This is a genomic window from Candidatus Palauibacter sp. (assembly GCF_965213655.1).
Taxonomy (GTDB): Bacteria; Gemmatimonadota; Gemmatimonadetes; order Palauibacterales; family Palauibacteraceae; genus Palauibacter.
The window spans coordinates 3,098,991-3,119,117 of sequence record NZ_CBDBZT010000003.1 but is presented as its reverse complement, the minus strand read 5'-3'; the positions used below and the strand labels follow the sequence as shown (position 1 = coordinate 3,119,117).

The 20,127-nt window shown below is 69.1% G+C and carries 15 protein-coding genes and 1 pseudogene; 5 read left to right on the top strand and 11 right to left on the bottom strand.

Annotated features, from left to right (window positions below):
• Positions 1 to 60: 60 nt before the first annotated feature.
• The 7 genes and pseudogenes from ACOOGH_RS15930 to ACOOGH_RS15900 all read right to left on the bottom strand — a co-directional run.
• Positions 61 to 1,257, bottom strand: a pseudogene (locus ACOOGH_RS15930) (PQQ-binding-like beta-propeller repeat protein); the annotation flags it as partial.
• 208 nt (positions 1,258 to 1,465) lie between these two features.
• Entirely contained in the window at positions 1,466 to 2,620 is a 1,155-nt protein-coding gene (locus ACOOGH_RS15925; RefSeq protein ID WP_420449854.1) for a serine hydrolase domain-containing protein, read from the bottom strand.
• A gap of 7 nt (positions 2,621 to 2,627) precedes the next feature.
• Positions 2,628 to 3,422: a sterol desaturase family protein gene (locus tag ACOOGH_RS15920; RefSeq protein ID WP_420449853.1), complete on the bottom strand. Its 795-nt coding sequence runs from the start codon at positions 3,420 to 3,422 to the stop codon at positions 2,628 to 2,630.
• 10 nt (positions 3,423 to 3,432) lie between these two features.
• Positions 3,433 to 4,314 (bottom strand): DUF4249 domain-containing protein, encoded by an 882-nt coding sequence (locus tag ACOOGH_RS15915; protein WP_420449852.1) that lies wholly within the window; start codon positions 4,312 to 4,314, stop codon positions 3,433 to 3,435.
• On the bottom strand, positions 4,302 to 6,713 hold the full coding sequence (locus ACOOGH_RS15910; RefSeq protein ID WP_420449851.1) for a TonB-dependent receptor: 2,412 nt from the start codon (positions 6,711 to 6,713) through the stop codon (positions 4,302 to 4,304). The genes ACOOGH_RS15915 and ACOOGH_RS15910 overlap by 13 nt, the downstream gene beginning before the upstream one ends.
• A gap of 41 nt (positions 6,714 to 6,754) precedes the next feature.
• Positions 6,755 to 7,636, bottom strand: coding sequence for a DUF4249 domain-containing protein (locus tag ACOOGH_RS15905; protein ID WP_420449850.1), 882 nt, complete (start codon positions 7,634 to 7,636; stop codon positions 6,755 to 6,757).
• Positions 7,624 to 9,999: a TonB-dependent receptor gene (locus ACOOGH_RS15900; protein ID WP_420449849.1), complete on the bottom strand. Its 2,376-nt coding sequence runs from the start codon at positions 9,997 to 9,999 to the stop codon at positions 7,624 to 7,626. Before ACOOGH_RS15900 ends, ACOOGH_RS15905 begins: the two co-directional genes overlap by 13 nt.
• A gap of 178 nt (positions 10,000 to 10,177) precedes the next feature.
• On the opposite strand from ACOOGH_RS15900, the gene ACOOGH_RS15895 reads away from it, so the two are divergent.
• The gene (locus ACOOGH_RS15895) at positions 10,178 to 11,794 is read left to right on the top strand and encodes a M28 family peptidase (protein WP_420449848.1); all 1,617 of its coding nucleotides are present in this window, start codon (positions 10,178 to 10,180) and stop codon (positions 11,792 to 11,794) included.
• On the opposite strand, the gene ACOOGH_RS15890 is transcribed toward ACOOGH_RS15895, so the two are convergent.
• The 4 genes from ACOOGH_RS15890 to ACOOGH_RS15875 all read right to left on the bottom strand — a co-directional run bounded on the left by ACOOGH_RS15890 (position 11,761) and on the right by ACOOGH_RS15875 (position 14,989).
• Positions 11,761 to 12,543 carry a DUF5715 family protein gene (locus tag ACOOGH_RS15890; protein WP_420449847.1) on the bottom strand — a complete coding sequence of 261 codons (783 nt, stop codon included), beginning with the start codon at positions 12,541 to 12,543 and terminating at the stop codon, positions 11,761 to 11,763. The two genes, ACOOGH_RS15895 and ACOOGH_RS15890, sit on opposite strands and share 34 nt — an antisense overlap.
• A 103-nt stretch (positions 12,544 to 12,646) precedes the next feature.
• Complete coding sequence (locus ACOOGH_RS15885; protein ID WP_420449846.1) at positions 12,647 to 13,582, bottom strand: biotin-dependent carboxyltransferase family protein; 936 nt, start codon at positions 13,580 to 13,582, stop codon at positions 12,647 to 12,649.
• The gene (locus ACOOGH_RS15880; RefSeq protein WP_420449845.1) at positions 13,579 to 14,250 is read right to left on the bottom strand and encodes a 5-oxoprolinase subunit B family protein; all 672 of its coding nucleotides are present in this window, start codon (positions 14,248 to 14,250) and stop codon (positions 13,579 to 13,581) included. The genes ACOOGH_RS15885 and ACOOGH_RS15880 overlap by 4 nt, the downstream gene beginning before the upstream one ends.
• A 7-nt stretch (positions 14,251 to 14,257) precedes the next feature.
• Entirely contained in the window at positions 14,258 to 14,989 is a 732-nt protein-coding gene (locus ACOOGH_RS15875) for a 5-oxoprolinase subunit PxpA (RefSeq protein ID WP_420449844.1), read from the bottom strand.
• Positions 14,990 to 15,159: 170 nt separating this feature from the next.
• On the opposite strand from ACOOGH_RS15875, the gene ACOOGH_RS15870 reads away from it, so the two are divergent.
• Genes ACOOGH_RS15870 through ACOOGH_RS15855 form a run of 4 tightly spaced genes read left to right on the top strand, consistent with a single transcriptional unit; the run spans position 15,160 to position 20,121 of the window.
• Positions 15,160 to 16,353, top strand: a complete 1,194-nt coding sequence (locus tag ACOOGH_RS15870) for a dipeptidase (RefSeq protein WP_420450150.1) — start codon at positions 15,160 to 15,162, stop codon at positions 16,351 to 16,353.
• 31 nt (positions 16,354 to 16,384) lie between these two features.
• Positions 16,385 to 17,560, top strand: coding sequence for a fumarylacetoacetate hydrolase family protein (locus ACOOGH_RS15865; RefSeq protein WP_420449843.1), 1,176 nt, complete (start codon positions 16,385 to 16,387; stop codon positions 17,558 to 17,560).
• Positions 17,557 to 18,702, top strand: coding sequence for a fumarylacetoacetate hydrolase family protein (locus ACOOGH_RS15860; protein WP_420449842.1), 1,146 nt, complete (start codon positions 17,557 to 17,559; stop codon positions 18,700 to 18,702). Before ACOOGH_RS15865 ends, ACOOGH_RS15860 begins: the two co-directional genes overlap by 4 nt.
• A 39-nt stretch (positions 18,703 to 18,741) precedes the next feature.
• Positions 18,742 to 20,121: an amino acid permease gene (locus tag ACOOGH_RS15855; protein ID WP_420449841.1), complete on the top strand. Its 1,380-nt coding sequence runs from the start codon at positions 18,742 to 18,744 to the stop codon at positions 20,119 to 20,121.
• The last annotated feature ends 6 nt before the right edge of the window (positions 20,122 to 20,127 follow it).

The following is a 20,127-nucleotide window of genomic DNA, read 5'->3' as shown; positions in this document are numbered from 1 at the left end:
CCTCCCGACCCGGCGCGCCCACACGAGCTCGCCCTCGGAATCGGGGTCCAGCGCCCACACCATGCCGGACTTCTGGCCCGCGATCAGCAGCTGGGACCCGTCCTCGGCGGTGACGATGATGGGGGCCATGCCGAAGTCGTGGTCCGGGCCGGTCGGGGCGGGGCAGTTCTGGAAGCGGGGCGACAGGCAGGACATGTTCCACGCGTCGTCCTCCCGCCCCTGGAAGGTCCACACGGCCTCGCCCGTCTCCATGTCGAGCGCGGTGAGGGCGTCGCTGCCGCCGGTCGTCGGGCGCGTGTAGTTCTCGCCGGTCCCGATGTAGAGGAGGCCGCGCCCGGCGTCGACCGTCGGACTGGACCACACCGGCGCCCCGGAGGGCGCGAAGAGCCGTGTCCCGGCCTCGTTCTCGCCCACGTGCCTCGGCTCCTCGGCCACGGTCCGGAACTCCCACAGGGCTTCGCCCGTCTCCGCCGAGAAGGCGGCGACCCCGCCGCTGGATGTGCAGCATTCGTAGGTCGGATCGCCGGCGCTGATGATCTCCATCGAGGAGAGCGGGACGAACACGCTCCCATCGTGGACGGCCACGCTTCCCGTGACGACGTGATCCGCGTGCGTCCCGGCGGTGGCGCGCCAGCGGAGGGCGCCGGTCGTCGCATCGATCGCGTACACGTTCGTCCGGAAATCCGCGAAGAAGGCCGACTGTCCCCCGTCCGGGCCGTCACCGATCGCGATCGCACCGCGCACGGCGGCGTCCCCCGCGAACACCCAGTGCACACAGCCGCTCTCGAGGTCGATCGAGTACACTTCGCCGTACGCCGAGCCGACGATGATCCGGTCGTCGACGACCGCAGGCTTCGAGCGCACCTGGCTCACGTCGGGGAAGCCGAAGACCCACGCGAGTTCGAGATTCGGCAGGTCCGCGGCCGTCAGCCCCGCCCGCGCCGCGTCAACGAAGCCCGTCTCGCCGCCGCCGCCCCCCCAGCCGGACCAGTGCACGACCCCCTCCTCCCGCGGCGCGCTCGCACAGAAGGCAGAGGACGGGAGGCGGGTCTCGACCAGCGTCTCGCCGGTGAGCCACTCCGCCACGGCGCGGCGCTCCTCCGGCGTGAGGTCCTCGCCGTGTCGGCGCATGCGGCCGCCCTCCAGCGAACTCAGGACCGCGCGCGGCGTCATGGCCCCGAGCGTCGTGAGCCCGGGGGCGCGCACCGTGCGTTGCCCTGCATGGCATTCCGCGCACGAAGCGACGAACACCTGCATGCCGGGACTGTCGTCCATGGGAGGCGGGTCGAGCAGCCCCCGCCCCGACTCCTGGGCGATCGCCGGCCCGGCACCGGCGGTCAGGGCACCGGCGGAAAGGGCGGTGACGAAAGCAGCGGCGACGAAGCGCATCAGGCGTTCTCCCGGACGAGATCGAGCGGACCCGCGGAACATAGGCCCTGACGTTGCGCTGCGGGACGGCGCGCCGCTAGCGGCGGATCGGCCGCGCCGACTCGACCACGCGGCGCACGACGAGATCGGCCACCGCGTCGGCCTGCCTCCGATCGAAGTCGCCGGTCCCGCGCCAATGGGTCTGGGCCACGACGACGAGTTGCCGATCCGGTACGATCCACACGTATTGGCCGCCGTAGCCCCACATCACGAAGGCGGACACGCCGTCGCCGCCGCCCTGGCGGTCGCTCCAGGTCTGGTAGCCATACCCGGCGTCACGCAGGACGTAGCCGAGGTCGCCCAGCGAGACGAGCCGGCTGATCTGAGCTTCGGTCCACGCTCGCGATACGATCTGCGCCGAACCGGAACGGCCGCCCTGCAGGAGAAGCTGTCCGATCTTCGCGGCATCGCGCGCGCGGAGCGCCAGCGCGGCGCCGCCCACGATCACGCTGTCCTGCATGACCGGCCAGCGTTTGTTGTCGATGCCGAGCGGGCTCAGCAACTCCCGCTCGGCGAACTCGAGCGCGCTCCCGTCGACCACGTTCTCGACGATCACGGCCAGCAGGTGCGACCCGCCGGTGTTGTAGATGAACCGCCGGCCCGTCGAAGCGACGACGGGCAGGTCCAGCACGTAGCCGACGGGCTCTCCCGATCGCACCCATGGGCCGAAATCCTCCTCATCCGACCACTGCATGCCGCTCGTCATCGTGAGCAGGTCGCGCACGCGGATGCCGCCATGCTCAGTTCGCAGCGACGGATGCGACAGTCGATCCGTCATCAGGTCGTCCGGATCCAGGAGTCCCCGGTCCGAGGCGAGGCCGACGAGCAGCGCCGTGACCGTCTTCGTGACGGACCGCATGTCGAAGGCCGAGTCCCGGTGCATGCCGCCGAAGTACGCCTCCTGAACGAGCCGCCCGTTCCTCACGGCAACGAGAGCCCGGATGTTCGGCACCGCACTCTCCGCATCCGCGAACGCGTCCTCCAGCAACTCCTCATCGAACCCCTCCGCCTCGGGGGTCGAAGTCGCCCAGACCCGAGACAGATCCATCGGAGGCGCGACCGGATCGGGCCCCGTGCCGCGATCCCCGGGTTCGACCGGCGCCGCCGCGCTGTCGCACGCCGCCAGCACCGCGACGAAAAGAGCGCCGGCGAGGCGGAGAGAGCGCCCCCTCCAGCCTCGCCCTCGCAACATCCGCCGCCTATTCGCGGCGCCCCCTCCGGAAGGGCATCGAGAGCATCCCCCGCAGCGTCCCCCACTCCGTACGCTTCATGTTCTCGAGCCCGAGGCGGATCTCCCGCGGCTCGGACCGCAGCCGGAAGCTCCCGAAGACCCGGTCCCAGAAGGAGAAGATGCTCGAGTAGTTCGAGTCCGTCTCCGGCTGGTAGTCGGAATGATGGACCCAGTGCATCCACGGCGTGACGATGAGCCAGCGCAGACAGCGGTCCACGCGGCCCGGCAGCCGCACGTTGCTGTGGTGGAAGAGGATGATCGGGAGGAGGATCGCCTCGTAGACGAGGAGTTCCGCCACCGTCACGCCGAGGAGGGGAAGCACGGCGAGCCGCACGATCGAGGAGAGCACGATCTCCCCCGTGTGGAAGCGGAGACCCGACGTGGCGTCGAGTTCGGCGTCCGAGTGGTGCACCTGGTGGAAGCGCCACAGGAACCGGACCTGATGGTTGAGCCGGTGCCACAGGTACTGCCACGCATCGAAGATCACGACCGCGAGCACGACCCTGGCCCACGCCGGAAGTTCGAGCAGGTGGAGCAGGCCGAAACCGCGTTCCCTTGCCCCTTCAGTGACGAACAGCGTGGCGGCGGCGAAGATGACGGCCGCAACCGCCGCGTTCCCCACTCCGAGGGCGAGGTTCCGCGCCCCGTGCCCGCTCCTCGCGCTCCGGCCCTCGAACATCGGGAGGACACCCTCGACCAGCCACAGAGCGGCCAGGGCGAGCGTCGCCCCGGCGGCCTTCAGCGTACCGGGATCGTCGAACACGGCGGACTCGCTACCGTGCGGGCCCGACGCCCTCGGCCACGCTCACCTCCGCCGCCCCGAAGAACCCGAACGGGAAGCGCTCCGGGCGGGTGGTGTTCGCGACGTTGCCGCGGATGGTGACGGGCGGCACCGAGAACGAGTTCCCGGTCCCGAGCGCGTTCTGCTCGAAGAGCGCGTAGTAGAAATCGTAGCCTCGCCGGGAGAGCGCGATCTGGCGGATCACGACGTGGGCTCCGGGCTCGATCACGACCTCGTTGTTGGGCTGGATGCCAATGACGGGCTGGCCGTCGTACAGTTCGTCCCTGCTCACCAGGTTGAACTGATTGCCGGCACTGGGTGGTGGCTCGTTGACCCCGTCGACGAACTGCTCCCAGAGATAGAAGTGCGGGCCGCCGGGGGGATCCGTGTAGTCGATCGCCGTCCGGTAGCCTTCCTTGTCGTTGACCAGCGTCGCTTCCTCGTACATGAAATAGAGGGAGTCGACCGGGGCCACCGCCAGCAGCGTCGCCGAAGCGGCGTACCGATCTCCCTCATAGTCGATGGAGAGCGAATACGTCTCTCCGATGCGGGCGTGGAGGTCGTGCGTCACGTGGTGGCCCGGCTCCATCTCCGTGAACGGGTAGACGACGCCCGCTCCGTCGGTCACGGTGACGACGGCTCCCACGGCGGGTGGCGTCCGCCGGTTGCTGAAGAAGGAGTCGCTCGTCCTGAGCCGGATCGTCTGCGTCCCGCTCGGCGCCTCCTTCACGAGTTCGATCCGCCCCTCGACGACCAGCAACGGTTCCGGATCGGGAATCTCGACCTCCACGATCCGCTCGCACGCCGCGGCGGCGATGCAGCCGAACAGGACCGCGAGCCGGACAGGCGTTCTCCCGCCCATCAGAAGCGCCATGTGTAGCTGATGCTCGGTACGATCCCGAACACAGCCGTCTCCACCGCCTCCGTCACGAGACGCGTGTCCTCCCTCTGCCGGAACGCGAGCGACTGCGCGTTGAAGCGGTTGTACGCGTTGAACACGCCGAACCGGAGGTCCCCGCTCCCGAACCGCTTCGTGGCCGAGAGGTCGAGCCGGTGATAGCTGGGGAGACGCTCCGCGTTGCGGGACCCGTACGCGCCCAGAACCACGCCGGCGAACTCGTAGCGCGCCACGGGGAAGGTCGTCGGCAAACCCGTCGCGAAGATCAGGTTGGCGCCGACGCTCCACGTATCGTCGAGTTCGTAGACTCCGGTGAGCGCGAAATCGTGGGTCCGGTCGTAGGGCGCCGGATACCAGCTTCCCCCGGCGATGCCGGGATCCGATGCGGTCAGCCCCGGCGTACGCTGCTCGGTGCGGGCGAGGGTGTAGCTGGCCCAACCGCGCAGGCGACCCTGCGTCTTCCTGAGCAGGAGTTCGAAGCCGTACCCGCGCCCCTCACCCTCGAGCAGCTTTGTCTCGAGGTCTCGGACGACCCAGAGATCGGCCCCGTCCACATAATCGACGAGATGGCGGGCGCGCTTGTAGTAGACCTCTCCGGAGAGCGCGTACCGCCCCCGGGAGAACGTCGTCACGTAGCCCAACGCGACCTGGTCGGCCACATGCGGCTCCACCCACGGACCCACGAGGTCCCACAGGTCGAGGGGTGTGGGAGAGTTCGTGTTCGTGACAAGCCGCATGTACTGCCGCGTGCGGGAGTAGCTCGCCTTGAGCGACGAGGCGGATCCGACCTGCAGGCGCAGCCCCAGCCGCGGCTCGAGGCCCCAGTAGGAGACGATGCTCTCCCCGGATCCGTAGCGCGTGCTGTCCGTCACGACACCCCTGTCGTACCGGCCCAGTTCCGGGTGATAGACGACCGGCGCATCGTCGAGGTAGTCGTAGACGGTCGCTTCGCCCTGCCGGATGAACCCCGTCGCGCGCAGCCCGTAGCGCAACCCGAGCGGCCCCAGCTCCGTCTCGTGTTCGATGTACGCATCGGGGGCCAGACCGTGGCGCGCGTCGAGTTCCTGGGGCACGACGGCCGAGCCCTCGCCCTCGACGACGTCCGCGGGCCGCACGTTGTAGGTCCCGATGCCGACCCCGAACTCCAATTGGTCGCGGGGCCCCAGCGTCCAGGACTCGTCCACGCTCAGGTTCAGGTGCCGGACCCGAGAGCTAAAGGAGGCCGCGCGCGCGTTGAAACCGCTCTGGACCTGATAGTCGTAGTCGCTGAAAATCAGCGTAACGTGCGAGAAGATGGGGCCGAACCCCTGGTTCCAGCGCAGCGTGCCGGCTGCATTGCCCCATCCCACCGAGGCTTCCCTGACGACGCTGAGACGGTCACGGCCGAAGTATCCGGAGAGCATGATTTGGCCGGTCGTTCCGTAGCGGACGTTGGCCTTGGCGTTGAGATCGTAGAAGTAGGCGACGCTCTCCCTCACGTCCGGGTCGTTGGACAGGCCGAGGAACAGGTCCGCGTAGGTTCGGCGCCCCGCCACCAGCCACGATCCGTTGCCGTCGAACAGCGGTCCCTCGAGGCTCAACCGGCTCGAGAGGAGTCCGACGGTGGCGGAGCCCTCGAACTCGCGGGAGTTCCCTTCACGCTGGTGGATCTCCATGACGGAAGAGAGTCGCCCGCCGTAGCGCGCGGGGATGCCGGCCTTGTACAGCGTGACGTCGTCCACCGCGTCGGTGTTGAAGGTGGAGAAGAACCCGAGGGCGTGGGCCGGGTTGAACACCTCCGAATCGTCGAGGAGAATCAGGTTCTCGTCGCCCGCTCCGCCGCGCACGTTGATCGATGTCGTCGCGTCGCTCGTCGTCGTGATCCCGGGATAGAGCGTCAGCGTGCGCACGGGATCGGCTTCGCCCAGCACGACGGGGAGCTGCGAGATCGCCGGGGCGTCGAACCGGATCACGCTCATTTCGACCGTCTCGGGGTCGAGATCCGGAGGCTCGTGTTCCGCCTCCACGGAGAGTTCGGCCACGGATACGGGCCGGAGATCGAGGGCGAAATCCAGCGAGGTCGTCTGTTCGAGATCGACGACGCGGGTGGCCGTCTCGTACCCGAGCTGCGAGACGCGGACCGTGTAGCGGCCCGGGACCAGCTCGACGGAGTAGAAGCCGAACCGGTTGGTCGCGATGGAGATGCCGGGTTCCACGACCTCGAGTCGGGAGATACGCAGCACCTCGTCGCTCACGGTCGAACGCACGTAGCCCGACAGCCGAACCTGTTCCGGTTCCTGCGCGTGCGCCGCACCGGTGCCGGCGGCCGTGAAGACGATGGGAATGAGGGCCATCATCGTCCGGCCCGCGCGCGCCTTCAGACTGGGATTGAGCACGGGGCCAACATAACCGGCGCTTCCGTGTTCGGGCAGGCTGCTTACCTGGGGGGCGCGACCCCCTCCGCGACGCTCACCTCGGCCGCCTCGAAGAGGCCGAACGCATACTTGTACGGGCGATCCAGATTCGTGACGTTTCCGCGCACGTTCGCGGGCGGGAACGAGAACGGGTTGCCGGTTCCGAGCGCGTTCTGCTCGAAGAGCGCGTAGTAGTAGTCGTAGGCCAGCCTCGAGAGCGCGATCTGGCGGATCTCCGCATGCTGGCCGGGCTGGATGGCAACCTCGTCGCTGGGCTGGAAGCCTGTGACGTCCCGCCCGTCGTAGAACTCATCCTTGCTCACGAGATTCAGGTTGTTCTGGGGGTCCGGTGGAATCTCGTTCACGCCGTCCACCAGTTGTTCCCAGAGGTAGTAGTTCTCGACCCCCGCCGGATCGACAAAGTCGATGGCGGCCCGGAAGCCGGCCTCCTCGATGATGAGCGACTCCTCCTCGAACTCGAAGTACAGGGAGTCGATGGGGGGCACGTCGTGCAGCAGGGCCGAGGCCTCGTACGTATCGCCCTGATATTCGAGAATGAGCGTGTACGTCTCCCCGACATTCGCGAAGAGATTCTCCGCCTCGTACAGGCCGGGCTCGACCTCGGGGAACGGGAAAACGAGGCCGGACCCATCGACCACGATGACGCTGGCGCCCGTCGCGGGCGGCGGCAGCCGGTTGTCGAAGAAGCCGGCTGTCGTCGAGAGCCGGATGCGCTGCCTGCCGCTCGGCGCCTCCTTGATGCGTTCGATCCGTCCCTCCACGACGAGTCGCGGCTCCGGAGCGGGGATGTCGACGTCCACGACCCGTTCGCATCCCGCCGTCGCGACACATGCGGCGCACGCGAGGACGCGGCCCAGCGCACGGGCGCCCATCAGAAGTTCCACCGGTAGCTGATGCTCGGCACCAGACCGAACACCGCGGTCTCGACTGCCTCCGTGGAGAGGGGCGAATCACGGTTCTGGCGGAACGCGATCGCCTGGGCGTTGAAGCGGTTGTAGACGTTGAAGAAGCCGAACTGAAGCTCTCCCCGTCCCCACCGCCTCGTGGCCGAGACATCGAGGCGGTGATAGTTGGGGAGCCGCTCGGCGTTCCGTGGGCCGTACTCTCCCAGGATCAGGGAGGCGAACCGGTATCGGGCCACGGGGAAGGTCGTGGGCACGCCGGTCGCGAAGATGAAGTTCGCGCTCACACTCCAGTCATCGTTCAGCCGGTACAGTCCCGTGAGGGCGAAGTCGTGGGTCCGGTCGTAGGGAGAGGGATACCACTCTCCGCCGTTGATCCCCGGATCCTCGGCCGTGAGCCCCGGCGTCCGCTGCTCCGAGCGGGCCAGCGTGTAGCTCGCCCAACCGGTGAGTCGGCCGCGGGTCCTCCGCACGAGGAACTCCAACCCGTACCCGCGTCCGCTTCCCTCGAGAAGGAGCGTCTCGAGGCGGCGCGTGATGAAGATGTCCGCCCCGTCCACGTAGTCGATCAGGTGGCGGGCGTCCTTGTAGTACACCTCTCCCGAAAAGGCGTAAAGGCCCCGGGAGAGCGTCGTCACGTAGCCGAGGGCGAACTGGTCGGCGACCTGCGGCTCGACGTACGGGCCCACGGGGTCCCACAGGTCGAGTGGGGTCGGCGAGTTCGTGTTCGTGACCAGCCGCAGATACTGCCGCGTGCGCGAGTAGCTCGCCTTGAGCGACGAGGCGTCGGTGAGCCCGAGGCGCAGACCGAGCCGCGGTTCGAGCCCCCAGTAGGACGTGATCGTCTCTCCTCGGCCGTACCGCGTGCTGTCCACGACGGCGCCGCGCTCGTAGCGGCCGAATTCGGGCCGATACACGACGGGCGCGTCCCCCGCGTAGCGATAGACCGTCTCTTCCCCCCGGCGCAGGAACCCGCTCGCGCGAACCCCGTAGCGCAACCCGAGCGGCCCGACCTCCGTCTCGTGCTCGATGTACGCCTCGGGCGCGAGGCCTTTTCGGGACTCGAATTCCTGCGGGATGACCGCCGAGCCCTCTCCGGGGCTGATGTCCCCGGGGTGGATCTCGTAACTGCGGACGCCCGCCCCGAACTCCAGCCTGTCGCGCGCGCTCAGGTCCCACGACTCGTCGATGTTGAGGCTGAGGTTCCTGATCCCCGCGTCGAACGATGCGGCGCGCGCATCGAAGCTGCTCTGCAGGTGGTAGTCGTAGTCGCTGTACGTGAGCGTCAGATGGGAGAAGACGGAACCGAAGACGTGGTTCCAGCGCAGCGTGCCCGTCGCATTGCCCCAGCCGGCGGAGGCCGTTTCTCCGATCCGCAGCCGGTCGCGCCCGGCGTAACCGGACAGCATGACCTGGCCGGTGGCCCCGTACCGCACGTTTGTCTTGGCGTTGAGGTCGTAGAAGTAGGCGGTGCTTTCCCGGATCGACGGGTCGCTCGAGAGGGCGAGGAAGAGGTCCGCGTAGGTCCGGCGCCCCGCGACGAGCCACGATCCCCGCCCGTCCGGGAGGGGTCCCTGCAGGCTCAGGCGGCTGGAGAGGAGGCCGATCGTCGCCGCCCCCTCGAACTCGCGCGAGTTGCCTTCCCGCTGATGGATTTCCAGAACGGAGGAGAGCCGGCCGCCGTACCGGGCGGGGATGCCGCCCTTGTACAGGGTGACGTCCCCCACCGCGTCCGAGTTGAAGGTCGAGAAGAGGCCGATGGCGTGGGCCGGATTGAACACCTCCGAGTCGTCGAGGCGGATCAGGTTCTCGTCACCCGCGCCGCCGCGCACGTTGATGGCCGTCGTCGCGTCGTTCGCCGTGCTGATCCCGGGATAGAGGGTCAGCGTGCGGACCGGGTCCGCCTCACCGAGTACGACCGGCAGCTCGGAGAGGGTCGGCATGTCGAGCCGGATGACGCTCATGTCCACGCTCTCCGGATCGAGGTCCGGCGGCTCGCGGTCGGTCGTCACCGTAAGTTCCGACACGGCGACGGGCCGCAGGGGAAGCGCAAAGTCCAGCGACATCGTCTCCTGGAGCTCGACCACCTCGGTCACGGTCTCGTAGCCGAGGCTGGCGACGCGGATCGAATACCGGCCGGGGGGCAGCTCGATGGAGTAGAACCCGAACCGGTTGGTCCCGATGATGAGGCCGCCCTCGGTGATGTCGAGCCGGGCGGCCCGGATCACCTCGTCGTTCTCCGCCACCCGCACATAGCCCGACAGGCGCACCGGCTCCGGTTCCTGGGCGTATGCCCCGCCGGCTCCCGCCAAGCCCCCCCCCTGCGCCAGGGCCAGAATCGTCAACGCCGCTCTTCTATTGAAGTGGATGATGGCCTCTGTCGGGTGTCGGGATCCTCCCAGGTGGCGGCCAGCCGTGGCCGGGTCCCGCCGGGAAACGCAGTTTCCGGGGCGGGAGTTGGCGCCCGAAGCAGCCTATCCCCTCGCAAAACACGGTGCAAAAGACCACGCCAAAGGACCGATCATGATGAAGCGGATCCGCCTCTACACACTTCTCGTGCTGGCGGCCTTTTTCGGCGCGGCGGCGGTGCAGACCGTCGCCGCCCAGACCTTCCCCACCGACGATCCCGTCATCCGCCAGATGTGGGAGGAAGGCATGGGAGAGGGCTCGCAGGCCTTCGATCTCGCCCAGGCGCTGGCGGATTCCATCGGCCCGCGGCTCATGGGTTCTCCGGGTTACGAGGCCTCGGCCGACTGGCTGCTGTCGAAGTACGAGGCGTGGGGGATAGAGGCGGAGAAGCAGGAATACGGGACGTGGATCGGGTGGGACCGCGGCTACAGCCACATCGATCTGATCTCGCCGCGCGTGCGTTCGCTCGAGGGGATGCTGCTCGCCTGGAGTCCGGGCACGGACGGGCCGGTGGAAGCGGACGTCATTCTGATGCCGAACTTCGCCTCGATGGAGGCGTTCGACGCATGGCTTCCGACCATCGCCGGCAAGGCCGTCGCGATCTCGTTTGCGGAACCGACCTGCCGCGAGGACCAGTCGTGGGAGGACCACGCAATGCCCGAGACGGTCGAGCGAATGCGTGGAAGCCGGGATCAGGCGCGTGGCGCGTGGTTCGACGCCATGTTCAACCTCGAACGCGACTTCGCGCAGCGGATCGCCGACGCCGGGGCCGGCGCGCTGCTTACCGGGCGCTGGTCGCAGGGCTGGGGCGTGGACAAGATCTTCAGTTCGCCGACCCGGACAGTGCCCGGGCTGCACCTGAGCTGCGAGGACTACGGGCTCCTGGCGCGCCTCGCCGAACGGGGCCAGTCGCCGCGCGTGCGGATCGATGCGCGCGCGGAGTTCCTCGGCGACGTGCCCGCCTTCAACGTCGTGGGCCGGATCCCCGGCACCGAACTCCCGGATGAATACGTGGTCCTGAGCGCGCACCTCGACTCGTGGGATGGGGCCTCGGGCGCCACGGACAACGCCACGGGCACGATCATGATGATGGAGGCAATGCGCCTCCTGAAAACGGCCTACCCCAACCCGAGGCGAACGATCCTTGTCGGACACTGGGGCGGCGAGGAGCAGGGGCTCATCGGCTCGACCGCCTTCGCGGCGGACAACGCCGAGGTCGTGGATGGGCTGCAGGCCGCCTTCAATCAGGACAACGGCACGTGGCGCATCGACTACATCCGCATGCAGGGCTTCACCGGTGCCGGGGCCCACTTCGGGCGCTGGTTCTCGAAGATCCCCGCCGAGATCACCGGACACATCGAACTCGACATCCCCGGCGTGCCCGAGACCGGCGGCAGCGACCACATGTCGTTCATCTGCAAGCCGGCCCCGGGGTTCCGTCTGCAGTCGAACTACCCGGACTACCGGCAGTACACCTGGCACACGAACCGGGACACCTTCGACAAGATCGTGTTCGACGACCTGCGGAATAACGCGACGCTCGCCGCCATGCTCGCCTATCAGGCGTCCGAGGATCCCGAGCGGGTGCCGCGCGACACGCGCGTGCTGCCGGCCGGCCCCGGCACGCCGGGCGAGTGGCCGCAGTGCCGCCCCCCCCCGCCGGAGCGCCGGCGGCTGAAGGCAGGGGGGCGGGCGGGTCAGCTCGGAAGTGTGAGTACCTGGCCGGGGTAGATGCGACTGCCGTTGAGGTTGTTCGCGGACCGGAGACGGGGGACCGTCGTGTCGTGACGGCGGGCGATCTCCCACAGTGAGTCGCCCGGCCTCACCTCGTACCGCCCTCCGCCGGCCGCGTACTGTCGCGCGGCGGCGCGCGTGATCCCATCGACGTAGGTGGCGTACTGCCGGGGGAAGAGCGCCACATGGTAGTGCGGCGGGCGGCGCTCCATTGTCGCCTCCAGAACCCCCGATCCCTCCAGCTGGAGCAGAACCCGTTCCAGCCATGCGCGGCACTTGCCGGCGGGGCGGCGAAAGTCGAGGGCCATGCCCGTCGGGTGGACGGAGCGCGGGGAGGCGTTCCTCGGCTGCCGATTCTTCGGTCGGGTCAGGCTCGTGACCACGAGCCGCTCGCCGCAGGCGCGCCGGTACTGCGGGGCGAGCCGGGAGATGAACAGCTTGACCTCGGGTCTGGCGTAGGGGAACGAGATCTCGTGGAGTGCGTAGTCTGCCGAGGTGGGCACTCGCACGAGGTAACCGGCGTCCACGAACCGCTCCAGCTGCGCCGGGTTGGCGATGTACGTGAAGTCGTGCTGGCGCGCGACGCGGTTCTGAAGGTCCAGGGACCTCGTCCCTCCGCGCAGACTCTGCCCCACGATCTCACCGGGTACGGCCGCGGCCAGAAGCACGGCCGACGCCGCAATGGAAAGATGCGAATTTCGAAGCGACCGCGCGCCGTAGCGCGGCAACATCGTCCAGGTATTCACGATGCCTCCACCCCGTTGATCCACCCCACCTGAACTGAATCCGAACCTGGAACATAAGCCAAGAAGACCTTGACGTTCAACTTTCGCCGATCAAGAGACGTCGCTACAGGTCGTTGCGGAGCCCGAAGAACCGCTCTCTCCGGGCGAGCGCGCGGCGGATGGCATCGGGCTCGGCGCGGACGAAGCGGATGGGCGTGCCGGGTCGGGCCTGCGCGAACGCGTCGAGCGCGATCGGATTCATGGAGCCGAGCTTCGCGTAGCCGCCGATCGTCGGGCGGTCCCGCATGAATACGAGCGGGAGGCCATCGCCGGTAACCTGAACGGTGCCGTCCACGAGGGGCGTCGAGTCGAGGACGCGCGGCCCCGAGGTCAGGGCGGGGCCGGCCAGTCGGCCCGCGGTGCGGTCGCTCGCCGGATCGACGGTCCACTCCGAGTCGAACACTCGCTCCCGGTCCGCGTTCGAGAACTCGGCCCACTCGTAGCCGACGATCAGCGGCAGTACCAGCGAGGCCGTGGTGGGCGGAATGAGTTCGCGAGGCACGTGCCGCACCGGACACGCCCGCCCGGGCTCGCGCCAGCGGAGCGGTTCGCGCGCGCGCAGGGGCCGACCGAGCAGTCCGGGCAGGCCGTCGCGCACCACGGCCGACGACGAGCCGAACGCCGCGGGGACATCCAGACCGCCCGGGAACGCGACGTAGGCGCGCATGCCGGTCGCGCTGTAACCGAGCCGGAGCACCTGGTCCGGGCGGGCGTGGACGGTGCGCCAGACACCCGTTTCGACGCCGTCGAGCGTGGCGACACAGTCGGCCCCTGTCAGCGCCACGGTCGTCTCGACGGCGAAGCGCAGGGCGAAACCGCCCAGGGTGATCTCGAGCGCGGCCGCCGCCGGATCGTTCCCGAGGAGCCGGTTGGCCCACAGGTACGCCCGCTGGTCCATCGCGCCCCCGGGAGCCAGCCCGGCGCGGCGGCCGGTCTTCCGCCCCGGATCCTGGATCGTGCACAGCGGGCCGGGGCGGTCCACGACGCCGTGCGGGCTCATCCGCCGGCCGCCTCGTACTCGTCGCGGCCGATCGGGTGGAACTCGACCGTGCCGCCCGGCCGGAAGCGCGCAATGCGCTCGGCCGGATCCGCGAACAGCGCCGGGGGGACGCGACCGATCAGACGCCAGCCGCCCGGGCCGGCGGCCGGATAGATGCCGGTGCGCCGGTCGGCGATCCCGACCGACCCCGCTTCAACCCGCGGGCGCGGCGTCACCAGGCGCGGCAGCGCGATCCGCGCGTCCACATCGCCCATGTACGCGAATCCCGGCGCGAATCCGGTCGCGAGCACGGCGTACCTCGTCCCGCCATGGAGCCGGGCGACATCCGCCACGCTCACGCCCGCATTCGCCGCCACGTCTTCAAGATCGGGCGCCAGTTCCGGGTCGTAGCACACGGGGAGCGAAACGGGATCGCCCGGATCGATCGGGGCCGACTCCGCGAGACACCGGTCCGCAGCGGCCTCCAGCGCAGATTCGACCTCCTCGGGATCCCAGCTGTGCGGCGCGCCCTCCAGCAGGAGCCGGTTGAAGGCCGGAATCGTGACCCGAAGATCCGGGAGGGCGTCGCGCGCCAGGCGTTCGAGATTGAGAACGCGGGAGATCCCGTTCCGATCGGCGGCCACGGGAAGGGTGACCAGGGCGCTGACCGGGCCCGGGAAGGTGATCACCAGTCGTCTACGTCCGTCGCGGCACGAGTGCGCGGATGCGGCGGAGCACCGCCGTGGCCGACGGATTGTCGCCGTGCACGCAGAGCGTTTCGGCCTCCACCGCCAGCGGGCCCTCGGGCGTCTCCACGAACCCGTCGAGGAGATTCGCCACATGGCGGGCAACCGCGTCCGCGTCGGAGAGGACCGCTCCGTCGATGCCGCGCGCCTGGAGGTGCCCGTCCGCCGCGTACGCCCGGTCGGCGAAGGCCTCGAAGGCCAGCGTAAGGCCCGTATGCTCCAACATCGCCGCGTGCCGCTCGCGCTCCGGCGTCGCCTGCAGGACGAAGACGAGAGACGGATCCACGGCAGCCACGCCTTCGGCCAGGCGTGTGAGCAGGCCGTCATCCTTCATCATCGCCAGGTACAGCGCTCCGTGCGGCTTCACGTGCCGCAAGCCGATCCCCAGCGCCCTCGCGACCGCCTGCAGCGCGCCGATCTGCGCCTGCACCTCGAGTACGAGAGAATCGGGCGGCCAGTCCAGCTTCAAGCGGCCGAAGTTGCGGCGGTCGGGATAGCCCGGGTGCGCCCCCGCCTGGACCCCGTGCTCTGCGGCCAGGCGCAGCGTGTGCGCCATCGTGTCCGGGTCCCCGGCGTGACCGCCACAGGCGATGTTGGCCTGGTCGATGAGCGGCATCACGACCTCATCCGCTCCTTTCTCCCAAGGCCCGTAGCTCTCCCCCATATCGCAGTTGATCAGCATGCTGGAAGATACCTGTTCGGGAAGGGCGTTCGCACCTGGCCACCCCCGGCACGACGCCGTCAGGGACGCGGCAGGTCGCCACCGCTGGCGGCCAGCCGTCTGCGGAGCGAGAATCCTGTATAGGCTCCGTTCAAGCCACCGCCTTCTTCAAAGGGAGTCCGTACAAGATGATGCGAGTTCCCACCGGGACGCCGACGGTGGCGGTTCTATCCGCCCTCGTTTTCGGGCTCGCGGCGCCGGACGCGCGGGCGCAAGACGAACACCTCGAAATTGCGAAGCGCGTACTGTCGAGCGTCCCGCTCTTCGACGGACACAACGACCTGCCGTGGGCGATCCGGAACGCGGACGCGCCCAGCGATGTCCGCGCCTATAACATCTCGCGACCGACGCCCGGGCACACCGACCTCGCCCGTCTCCGGGCCGGTGGCGTAGGGGCCCAGTTCTGGTCCGTCTATGTCCCTGCCTCGGTCATGGAGGACGGGGGCGGCGCGCGCATTCAGCTGGAGCAGATCGACATCGCGAACCAGATCATCGCCGATCACCGCGAGGACCTGGGGCTCGCGGTCACCGCCGCGGAAGTGATGGACCAGTTCCACCGCGGCAAGATCGCCTCGATGCTCGGCATGGAGGGCGGGCACGCGATCGAGAATTCTCTCGGCGCCCTGCGCGCCTTTTATGCCCTCGGCGTCCGCTACATGACGCTTACCCACAGCGCAAACCTCCCCTGGGCCGACTCCTGCTGCGAGCTGCCCGAACTTGGAGGACTCTCCGCGTTCGGCGAGGAAGTGGTGCGCGAGATGAACTGGCTGGGCATGCTGGTCGACATCTCGCACGTCTCGCCGGGAAGCATGCACGACGCACTCGACGTGGCCGAAGCGCCGGTCATCTTCTCCCATTCCTCCGCCAGGGCGGTGACGGACCACCCGCGCAACGTGCCGGACGACGTGCTGAGCCGGCTGCCGGAAAACGGCGGCGTGGTCATGGTCACCTTCGTCGAGTCCTTCGTGAACCAGGACGTCACCAACTACGTCGGCCCAGCGGAGGGACGCCCGCGCGCCACGATGGCCGACGTCGTGCGGCATATCGAGCACATCCGCGACGTGGCAGGCATCGACCACGTCGCGATAGGGGGAGATTTCGACGGAATCGACCGGGGGCCGGTGGGACTCGAGGACGTGTCGACGTACCCTGCCCTGTTCGCCGAACTCTCACGCCGAGGGTGGACCGAGAGCGAGCTTCGGGCACTCGCGGCCGACAACCTGCTCCGCGTCATGCGGGCCGCCGAAGCCACCGCTCGCCGTCTCCAGGCGGAACGCGGCCCGTCCACAGCCACGATCGAGGAGATGGACGGCCTGGTCCCGTGAAATCTCCCCGCCCAACCGAGAGGAAAGACCCATGAGAAGCGCACTGCTCAGACGAAACCGGACCGCACGGGCCCTTCCGGCCGCCATCCTCGCGGTCCTGTGCTCCGCCGCCTCCGTTGCCGCCCAGGATGTCGCGGGGATCGTGCTCGTGGAACCCTTCAAGGTGGGGACGTTCGCGATCAGAGACGTACCGCGCGTCGGACTCGTGCTGCGCGACGCCTTCGTCATCGACATCGAACTGGCGAACGAAGCACTCGAGCGGAACCGCGCCTTTCCGAGGATCCCGCCGCCGAGCGACATGCTCGACCTCATCGGCCGCTACGAGTATGGCCTCCAGCGGCGCCTGTACGAGATCGTCAACGAGACGGTGGCCTATCAGCGGCTCATGGGCCCCACTCGCGCGGAGTACGTCTACGATGTCGAGGACGTCCGGATCCTCCCGCCGATCATGTATCCCGGCAAGATCCTGAACGCGGCGAGCAACTTCTACAGCCGTGTCGCGGCGGACGCCCCCGAGGGGCAGGGGGAGGACGCCGTCCGCGAGCGCCGTGCGAACCGGGGCATCCCGTACCTCTACCTCAAGCCGTCGCGTGGCGCGGTGATCGGGACCAGCGACCGGATCGTAATCCCGCACGGCCGGGAGCAGACCGACTGGGAGGTGGAACTGGGCGTGATCATGGGACGAGCGGCGAAGTACGTCGCCTCGGAGGATGCCCAGGCAACCGTCTTCGGGTACACCGTGACGATCGACGTCTCCGACCGGGGCGGGCGTCCTCCGGGAGGCAACCCCACGACGTCGGACTGGCTCGTCGAGAAAGGGCACGACACGTTCGCGCCCATGGGCCCGTGGATCGTCCCGAAGGAGTTCTACGGCGACCCGATGGCCGAGTTGCGTCAGACGCTGGACGTGGGCGGAGAACGCATGCAGGAAGCGACGGCCGGGGACATGATTCACACGCTGTGGGAGTTGATCGAGTACGCATCCTCGATTCTGACGCTCTTCCCGGGCGACGTGATCAACCTCGGCACCTCCGGTGGCATCGGCATGGGCGAGGAGCGATTCCTGCGGCCGGGCGACGTCCTCAGGGCAACGATCGACGGGATAGGAACGATCGAGCTTCCGGTAGTGGAAGGGCCGCCGGCTGTGGGCGACATGGGCGTCCGGCTGCCGCCGCTGCGGAGCTACAGGCGGGATCCCGGCTCATGAGAGCGCTCCTGGCGGCCGCGGCCCTCGCGTTCTCTGCTCCGCTTGCGGCCCAGGGAGGGCCGGAGATCGACATCGCGGAGCCGTTCAAGGTGGGGACGTTCGAGATCGATGGCGCGCCGCGGGTCTCCCTCGTGCTGCGCGACGCCCTCATCGTCGACATCGAGGAGGCGAACCGGGAGCTCGAGCGAAACCCCGCCTATCCTCCGGTCCCGCCGCCGGACGACATGATCGATCTCATCGGCCGCTACGAGTACGGCGTTCGGCTCCGGCTGTACGAGATCGTCAATGACCTCGTGGCCCGGGGAGGGGTGTCGGGGAGCGGCAGGGCCGATTTCGTCCACGACCTCGAGGACGTGCGGATCCTCCCGCCCATCATGTACCCCGGCAAGATCCTGAACGCGGCGGTCAACTTCTACAGCCACGTCAACGAGGCGGGCAGCGAGGAGGAGCGGCGCGAAGCCCGCCGCCAGCGGCGTGAGAACCGCGGGGTCCCCTATCTCTTCCTGAAGCCGACGCGCGGGGCGGTGATCGGAGCGGGCGACCAGATCGTGATCCCCTTCGGCCGCGACCGCACGGACTGGGAGGTGGAACTCGGCGCCGTGATCGGGCGCAGCGCCAAGTACGTGGACGCCCGGGACGCCGAGGACCATGTGTTCGGGTACACGGTGACGATCGACGTCTCCGACCGGGGCGGGCGGCCGCCCGGGGGCAACCCCATGACCTCCGACTGGTTCGTCGGAAAGGGGCACGACACGTTCGCGCCCATGGGTCCGTGGATCATTCCCAAGGAGTTCTACGGCGACCCGATGGAGAGGCTGCGGCAGACGCTGGACGTCGGTGACGAGCGCATGCAGGAAGCCACCGCGGGAGACATGATCCACACCCTGTGGGAACTGGTCGAGTATGGGTCCTCGATCGCGACGCTGTACCCGGGCGATGTGATCAACAACGGCACCTCGGGCGGCGTCGGCATGGGCACCGCGGTCCGCGGAGAAACGCGGTTCCTGCAGCCCGGCGAGGTCGTCAGCGCCTCGATCGACGGCATCGGCACGTTGACGCTCGAGGTGGTGGCCGAGACCGAGCCGCCCGGCGGCACCGGCGCCCGGCTCCCGCCCGTCCGCAGCTATCGGGGCAACCGCTAACACGACCAGGACGGCGGCAACTCCGGCTCGAAGCGCCGAATGACGCCCAGGCCCGCCCTCGGGCTGTGGATGTGCACGGCCCTCGTGGTCGGGAGCATGGTGGGCTCGGGCGTCTTCCTGCTGCCCGCCTCGCTCTCCCCGTACGGGGGGATCAGCATCGTCGGCTGGCTCGTGAGCGCGGGCGGCGCCATGTGCCTGGCCCTCGTAATGGCGCGGCTCGGGGCGCTGATCCCGAAGGTCGGCGGGCCCTATGCCTTCGCGCGCGAGGGCTTCGGCGACTTCGTCGGATTCTGGGTCGCGTGGTCCTACTGGATCTCGCTGCTCACCGCGAACGCGGCGCTCGCGGTGGCGACCGTGAGCTACGCGACCGTCTTCTGGCCCGTGCTGGGCGCCTCCCCCGTCGCCGGGGGCATCGCCTCCCTCGTCGCCCTCTGGGGCCTGACGTTCGTGAACGTGTGGGGCGTGCGCGCCGCAGGGCATGTCCAACTCGTCACCACCGTGCTCAAGCTCCTGCCGCTGGCGGCGATCGGCACGATCGGCTTCCTCTACTTCCAGCCGGAACACTTCCGGCCCTTCAACCCCGCGGGAGGGAATCCGCTCACCGCCGTCACGGCGACCGTGACGCTCACGCTGTGGGCCTTCATGGGGCTCGAGGCCGCGACGGTTCCCGCGGCCGATGTCCGGGATCCCGCCCGCACCATCCCGCGGGCCACCATCCTCGGCACCGTGATCGCGGCCCTGATCTTCGTCATCAGCACCTCCGCCGTGATGGGGATCATCGCGCCGGCGGACCTCTCCGTCTCCACGGCGCCCTTCGCGGACGCGGCCGGCTCGATCTGGGGGAATGCCGGCCGGCTCGTGATCGGCGCGGGCGCCACGATCGCCTGCTTCGGCGCGCTCAACGGCTGGATCCTGCTCTCCGGGCAGCTGCCGCGGGCCGCCGCGCAGGATGGTCTCCTGCCGGCTGCCTTCGCCCGGCTCAGTCCGCGAGGGACGCCCTCCTTCGGGCTCATCTTCGCGGCGAGCGTCGCCACAGTCCTCATCGCGATGAACTACACGCGCGGGCTCGTGCAGGCCTTCACCTTCCTCATCCTCCTCTCCACGCTCGCGACGCTGCTCGCCTACGTGTTCGCCAGCACGACCGGCCTGCTCTTCGCCCTGCGCGAGCGTTCCGGCGCGAGGGCGGGCTCCGGCGCGAGGGCAGACGCGGGGGCAATCCCGGGCCCCTCGGCGCCGGTGGGGCGGCTGGTCGTTGCGATCCTCGCCTTCGGATTCTCCTTCTGGGCCATCGCGGGGGCCGGCCCCGAGACCGTGTTCTGGGGCTTCCTGCTCCTCGTGGCGGGCGTCCCCGTGTTCGTCGTGATGCGGGCCCGGGGCGGCGGACGTGGCGAGGCGGGCAGAGGGGTCGAGAGCGGCTGACCTCCG